General features: G+C 70.6%; 6 protein-coding genes. All 6 read right to left on the bottom strand.

Annotated elements, in window-relative coordinates:
- Positions 1-44 precede the first annotated feature (44 nt).
- Genes galE through AC07Y4_RS22680 form a run of 6 tightly spaced genes read right to left on the bottom strand, consistent with a single transcriptional unit; the run spans position 45 to position 6707 of the window.
- Entirely contained in the window at positions 45-1154 is a 1110-nt protein-coding gene (galE, locus tag AC07Y4_RS22705) for a UDP-glucose 4-epimerase GalE (protein ID WP_495275166.1), read from the bottom strand.
- Entirely contained in the window at positions 1151-2422 is a 1272-nt protein-coding gene (locus AC07Y4_RS22700; protein ID WP_495275165.1) for a glycosyltransferase WbuB, read from the bottom strand. Before AC07Y4_RS22700 ends, galE begins: the two co-directional genes overlap by 4 nt.
- Positions 2419-3687 carry a polysaccharide biosynthesis protein gene (locus AC07Y4_RS22695; protein ID WP_495275164.1) on the bottom strand — a complete coding sequence of 423 codons (1269 nt, stop codon included), beginning with the start codon at positions 3685-3687 and terminating at the stop codon, positions 2419-2421. Before AC07Y4_RS22695 ends, AC07Y4_RS22700 begins: the two co-directional genes overlap by 4 nt.
- Positions 3684-4640: a hypothetical protein gene (locus tag AC07Y4_RS22690; RefSeq protein WP_495275163.1), complete on the bottom strand. Its 957-nt coding sequence runs from the start codon at positions 4638-4640 to the stop codon at positions 3684-3686. The genes AC07Y4_RS22695 and AC07Y4_RS22690 overlap by 4 nt, the downstream gene beginning before the upstream one ends.
- A gap of 25 nt (positions 4641-4665) precedes the next feature.
- Positions 4666-5619, bottom strand: coding sequence for a hypothetical protein (locus tag AC07Y4_RS22685; RefSeq protein WP_495275162.1), 954 nt, complete (start codon positions 5617-5619; stop codon positions 4666-4668).
- The gene (locus AC07Y4_RS22680; protein ID WP_495275161.1) at positions 5616-6707 is read right to left on the bottom strand and encodes a glycosyltransferase; all 1092 of its coding nucleotides are present in this window, start codon (positions 6705-6707) and stop codon (positions 5616-5618) included. The genes AC07Y4_RS22685 and AC07Y4_RS22680 overlap by 4 nt, the downstream gene beginning before the upstream one ends.
- Positions 6708-6724 lie beyond the last annotated feature (17 nt).

Genomic DNA, 6724 nt, shown 5'->3' with positions numbered 1-6724 from the left:
CCATCACGGCGGGGGTGGGGTCGCCAGAGGGTGTGAGCGTGTTTTCAGCCATGTTCTTGCCCCGGTTGAAGTGAGTGAGGGACGGCGGTCGGTGTGGCGCCGTCGGCGGCGCGGACCGGGAAGCCCGGCACCGGTTCGTCGAAGCCGCGTGGGTTCGCCAGCTGCCAGCGCCAGCTGTCGGCGCACATCTGGTCCAGACTGCGCTGTGCGCGCCAGCCGAGCCGGTCCTGGGCGTGCTGCACGTCCGCCCAGTAGGCCGGGGCGTCGCCGGGACGGCGCGGACCGATGTGCACCGCGATGCGGTGCCCGCATGCGCGTTCGAAGGCCGCAATCACGTCGAGCACCGAGGCGCCGTGCCCCGTGCCCAGGTTCACCGTGAGCAGGCCCCGATGGAGCGTCGCGTACCGCAGGGCCGCCACATGGCCTTCGGCCACGTCCATCACGTGCACGTAGTCGCGCACACCGGTGCCGTCGTGCGTCTCGTAGTCGTTGCCGTGCACGACGACGTGCCCGCGCTCGCCCACCGCGACCTGCGAGACATACGGCACGAGGTTATCGGGCGGTCCCTGCGGGTGTTCGCCCAGCAGGCCGCTCTCGTGCGCGCCGATGGGGTTGAAGAAACGCAGGCACGCGATGCCCCAGCGCGGATCGGAGCGGGCGAGGTCCGCGAGCATGCGCTCCACCATCACCTTGGAGCGCCCGTAGGGGTTGACGGCCGCGTACGACGCGCTCTCCCGTATCGGCGAGCGCGGGATGTCGCCGTAGACCGTGGCCGAGGACGAGAAGATCAGCGTGCGCACGCCGGCGCGCTCCATGGCACGCGCCAGCGCGAGGCTGCCCGCCACGTTGACGTCGTAGTAGCCGAGCGGGTCGCTCACCGAGCGGCTCACCGCCTTCAGCCCCGCCAGATGCAGCACCGCGTCGACCCCGTGCTCGGCGAACACGCGGTCGAGCACCGCTGCGTCGCGCACGTCGCCGCGCACCAGCTGCGGCTGCACGCCGCAGATGCGTGCCACGCGCTCCAGCGAACGCGGGTCGCTGTTGACCAGCGTGTCCAGCACCACCGGCAGGTAGCCGGCCGCGATCAACGCCACGCAGGCGTGGCTTCCGACGAAGCCGGCACCACCCGTCACCAGAATCTTTGAGTGGGTCATGGTTGGGACTCGCGCAGTGGGGTTGGCGTGGCCGTGCCTCGGTCCGCCACGCAGCGAAGCAGCTCTTGTTCGAAGCGCGACAGGATGGCGTCCTGGTCGAGCTCCGCCAGCGCGAACGCGCGGCCCGCCGCACCGAGCGCCTGGCGCAGGCCCGGTGAGCATGCGAGCGGCGCGATCGCGTCGGCCAGCACGGCCGCATCGCCCGGGGGCACCACGAAGCCACGGTCCGCGACCACGCGGGCGAGTTCGGTGCCGGGGTGCGCCGTGGCGATCACGGCCTTGCCGCTCGCGAACATGCCGGCCAGCTTCGAGGGCATCACGAGGTCGGCGGCATCGGCACGCTGCGGCAGCACGTGGATGTCGGCCGTGCCCAACAATTCGTTGAGCCGTTCGGCGGGCTGCAGCTCGAGAAAGTGCACGCGGTCCAGGCCGGCGCAGGCCGACTTCAGCGAGGCGCGGCTCGGGCCGTTGCCGCAGATCACGAAGTGAATGTCTTGCCGGTCGGCGAGCAGGCCCGCCGCCTCGGCCAGCAGCTCGATGCCCTGCTTGGCGCCCAGGCTGCCCGCATAGAGCACGACCACGGCATCGGGCGCAATGCCCAGTTCGGCCCGGTAGCCATCGACTGCGCGGGGAGCGGGGCGGATCGCCGAGACGTCCACCCAGTTCGGGAAGAGAACCAGCCGGCCTTCGCCGATGCCCTTGCTCCTGGCCTTGTCGACCATGGCCACCGAGATGGTCGAGACGCGGTCGAACCTCGCCAGCAGCCATCGCTCGAGCGACAGCGCGACACGCCGCATGCCCGCGCCGCGCACGAGGCCCAGGCCGAACGCCGCATCGACTTCGAAGTCCTGGATGTGCAGCCACGACCTGATGCCGAGCAGCTTCGCGAAGCACAGCACCGCGGGCGCGCAGAAAAGCGGCGGCTCCACGACGAACACAAGGTCGGGCTTCCAGCGCGCCTGCGCCAGCAGCAGCGGCATGCTCGACAGCATGAACGAGCACAGGTGCGCCACGCGCGCCAGCGCACGCGGCTGCGAAGGCACCCAGGTGGGCGCGCGCCAGACCGTGAGGCCGTTGCGCCCGGTGGTCTTGCGGTAGGCCCAGGCCGAATGGCCCTCGAACACCGCCCAGTGCGGGAAGAAGGGCGGCGCCGCGATCACGCGCACGTCGTGGCCCCGGGCCTGGAGCCAGTCGGCCATCTCGCCCGAGTATTTGCCGATGCCGGCCAGCTCGGGCGCGAAGTTCATCGAGTACAGCAGGATCTTCACGGCGATCTCCCCAGGGCCGGGCGCAGCAGGCGCACGATCGGAAAGAAGCCGAACAGCGCGCGCATGCGCAGCTCGTACAGCACGAAGTCGGTGACGAAGGCGATGAAGAAGACGTAGTGCGGCTTGTCGGGAAAGAGCGAGATCACGACGCCATACGAGGCCAGCCGCAGCGCGAACTCCAGCAGCGTCCACCACCCGAGCGAGCCCATCGTGGCGTTCAGCGAGAGCATCGTTTCGTGGTGGACCGTGTAGGTCCTCAGCAGGAAGTACGGCGCGATGCACACGAAGATGTCGCGCGCCTCGGGGCCGAGCTTGAGCAGTGGCGCGGCCACCGCCATCAGCCCCGCCAGCCCCACGAAGAGCACGCAGCCGAGCAGGAACGAATGCCGCGCCAGCCGCAGCTTCTCGATCGTCAGGTTGGCCGCGTTGGCGTCCAGCATCGCCGGCGTCTTCGTGACGAGAAAGGCCTGCACGAACTGCGAGGGCGCCTCCGCGAGAAGGAAGGCCAGCTTGAACGCGCCCACATAGCCCAGCGGCATGAAGAGCGCCACCAGCAGCAGGTCCGACTTGCGCAGCAGGAAGGTCAGCAGCGCATACACCGTGGCGCTGGCCTGCGACGCGAGCGCCAGCACGGGCGGCCCGGCCGGCGGCGCCGCGCCGTTCGCCGGCAGGAAGATGGCCGCGCCCACGAGCACCAAGGCCAGCAGGTTGATGGCGAGCAGGTGCGCCACGCCGATCTCCAGGCCGAGCGCAGCGAGCGTCGCCACGCCCAGCACCAGCACGGTCGCGCGCACGCCCGACTCCAGGTTGAGCAGGCCCGCATGGCCCAGGCCCCGGCTGTACGACAGGCGCAGGCTGTTGAAGGCGAAGACCGCGAGCGACAGCACGATCAGCATGAAGGGCGCGCCGGCCACCGGCAGGCGCTGCGCCCCCACGACGCCGGCCGCGAGCAGCGCGGCCAGCGGCAGCCCGATCGCCAGCGTGCGCACCAGGTCGCCGCGGGTCACGCGGGGCGGCACGCTCGCGGCATTGCGCGAGAACAGCAGCGAACTGCCCAGCGTGCCCACGACGAGCGCCACTTCGAGCACCGACTGGTAGACGGAGTACTCGCCGAAGCGCGCGGGCGCCACTTGCGCCGCGATCAGGAAGATCGCCAGGAAGCCCGACAGGTACACATACAGCCGCGACGCGAGCGCCCCCAGCCCCAGGCGCTGCGCCAGGCGGATGCCGGGCAGGGCGAACGAGGTGCCGGCGGCGGGCTTCATGGCGTGCTCCCGTCCGCGGGGTGCTTCGGCGTTGGCGCCTGCGCGACGCCCAGGGTGTCGGCCACGCGGCGCGCGCGCGAGGCGATCCGGTGCGCGTTGTTCTTGGCCCGGCGCGCCATCTGCAGTGCCCAGGTCAGCGCCGCGACCGCGTACACGCGGCGATGCAGCGCGGGCTGCATCGCCAGCTTGGCGGCGCCCTGGAAGTGCAGCGCGAGCACGCGCACCGTGTCGCCCACTGGCGTCTGCAGGCAGGGCTGGCCGTCGACGAAGGCCAGGCGCTTGGCGCCGCCGCGCACGCAGAACTCGCGCACGAAGTGGTTGGTGCCGCCGTTGACGTTGTGATCGATCACCTGGCCGTCGAACACCCGGTTGATCGGCACGGTGTTGCCGCTGGCCTGTGCCCACAGGTACAGCAGCGTCATGTCGGACACCCCGCCGCGCACGCTGCGGGCCGCGAAGCGCTCGGCGATGTCGCGCAGCTGGTGCAGGCCCGCGGGCGTGCTGTACATGCGCACGAGGCAGGCGACGAAGTCCTGCAGGCCGGCCGCCGTCCAGTAGCTCACGTGCGGCGAGATCTGGCAGGGGTTCCAGTCGTCCGTGGGCAGGATGCTGGAGCCGGAGAAGTCGGCGTTGCCCACCAGGCGCGCAATGTGGGCGCCGACGCCGTGGAACAGCAGCACGTCGCTGTCGATCAGCACGAAGGCACGGCAATCGGGGTGCGCTGCGAGATGGTTCGCCAGGAGGAAGTAGCGCCGGAAGCAGATCTTCTCGAACGCCGGCGTGTTGCTCGACAGGTGCACGTAGGCCTGGCAGAAGCGTTCGTATGCGGGGCCGGCATCGGTGTCCGACAGGACGACCAGCTGCTCCTGCGCCATGGCCGCGGATTCGCAGCACAGGCGCAGGGCCGTGTTCTGGCGGTCTTCCACAACGATGAAGGGGAGGGCGTGGTCCATGGTCGGGCAAGCGGGTTGGTACGGGTCAGGGCCGCGGCGCGGTGGCGCTGCGTACCAGCGCGACGTGGGCGGGAAGAAAGTGGAAGTCGGCGTCCAGCGGCATGTCGAGCGTGAGCATTCCGCCCCGCGCGTTCGCGTCGCCGATCCAGCTGCGCAGCTGCGCGGCCGAGAAGCGCGGCGCGCTCGGCTGGGCCCAGGAAGCGCCCAGTGGCGTCAGCACATGCAGCCGGAGTTCGGAGGGCGGCGAGGCCAGGCGTGCGGCGGGCTGCAGGTACTCGCCTGCCATGAGGTTCTGGCACGGCGCGCTCTTGAGGCTGAAGCGCGCCGCCCCCTCGCCGGCATTGAAGGCCAGCCACCGGGTGGGTGCGCCGTTGCGCGCGGCCGCGCAGAACCGGTCCCAGTCGCGCGTCGTCATGCCTGTCGTGTTGTAGACGCCGTCGAACCACCAGCCCGTGGCGACTGCGCCGTAGTGCTGCGACCAGCTGTCGATCACCGCCGACCAGGCGGCGATGAAGCGCGTCGGCGGTGGCTGCTGCTCGGAGACATCGCCCAGGCATTCCATCAGGTAGGCATCCCCTTGCGGCGCGCGGAAGGGCAGGTAGAGGATCAGCGCGATGCCGTGGCGGCGCAGCGCGCGGCCGATCTCCATCGGCAGGTCGCGCGGCGAACGGTGCGCGGCGCTGCGCGGGCACAGCGCTTCGAGGGCGGCGTTCGGCGCGATGAACTGGCCGTTGTTCTGCCCGAGCGTGAGGATGAGGTGGCTGGCGCGCATCTCCGCGAGCGAGGCGGCGAAGGCGTCGACGTCGAAGCGCCCGATGCCGGCGATGGACTGCTTGTCGGGCAGGTAATGCACCATGACGCCGAAGCCCGGGACGCCCGGCGTTTCGGGAAGTGCGGCGACGGCGGGCCGCGCCCACGCGGCCAGCCCGAGCGCCAGCACCGCGAGCGCGCGAAGCAGGGAGCGTGCGCGGTTCGTCATGGCGTGGCCCTCGCCAGCGACGCGTCGCCGCGCTTCAGCCTGAGGTAACTCGCGGCCACCGCGCCTGGCGTGCAGACCCGCGAGAGCGACCATGCGGGGCGCGTGCGCTGGTGCGCGGCCAGGTAGCGCTCGATGCCGCCGAGGCCGACGAATTCATTGCCGATGAAGAACGCGTAGCCCGCGAAGAGCTCCCGGTGCACCGGAAGGTCCGAGAGCAGCAGCGGCACACCCAGCGTGGCCGCCTCGGCGGCCGACAGGTTGAAGCCCTCGAAGGTGGACAGCGAGATGAAGGCCGTCGCGCCCCGGTACAGCCGCAGGAGTTCTTCCCGCGATACCAGCCCCCGGTGCCGCACGCAGCCGCGGAACGCGGGCGCCATGGCCGAGATCATGCGTTCGACCTCCTTGGCGCCGTTGCCGGTGATGTCGAGGTAGTCGACCAGGCCCTGGCGCTTCATGCGCACGAAGAGCTTCAGGATGCCTTCGAAGTTCTTGTGCGGGTAGTAGTGGTAGGCCGCGATCAGGTAGCGCCCGTCGGGCGCTGCCGTGCTGTCGGCGCTAGCGGCGACGGCACCCGCATCCACGGGATTGAAGATCACCGCCGGGTGCTCGCAGCGCCTGAAGTGCCGCTCGAAATCTTCCTGGCTGCTGCGGCTGATGAAGACCACGTCGGCGGCGCTGCGCGCGACGCGGCGCAGGTTCCAGTCGAGCCAGAGGCGCTTGCGCGCGCTGAAGTACTGCGGGTACGACTTGTACTGCACGTCGTGCACCACCACGATCGAATCCCGGTGGCGGCCGAAGGGCGCCAGCAGCGAGAAGGGCAGGAAGTAGTTCGGGAACAGCGAGTACACGCGCTCCCCGCGCAGCCACCCGCGCATCAGGTGGACGTTGTAGAGCAGCGTGTCGAGGATGAAGCGGCTGATCTTCAGCCGCCGTGCGGCCGCGTACAGGTGCGGATGGCGCTCGCTGACCGGCTGCACCTCGTGGCCCGGCGCGTCGCGCATGCTCTCGAGCAGCACCTCGGACACGTTCAGCACCCCGCCCGCCGACGCGTTGAGCCGGATCGTGTCGTAGAAGAGGTAGGTGGCCATGGTCGCTCCTGCGTGCG

It is taken from the genome of Variovorax sp. GW460-12-1-14-LB1 (assembly GCF_059423605.1).
Note: the sequence above shows the minus strand (reverse complement) of the source record. Positions and strands in the feature narration are given on the sequence as shown.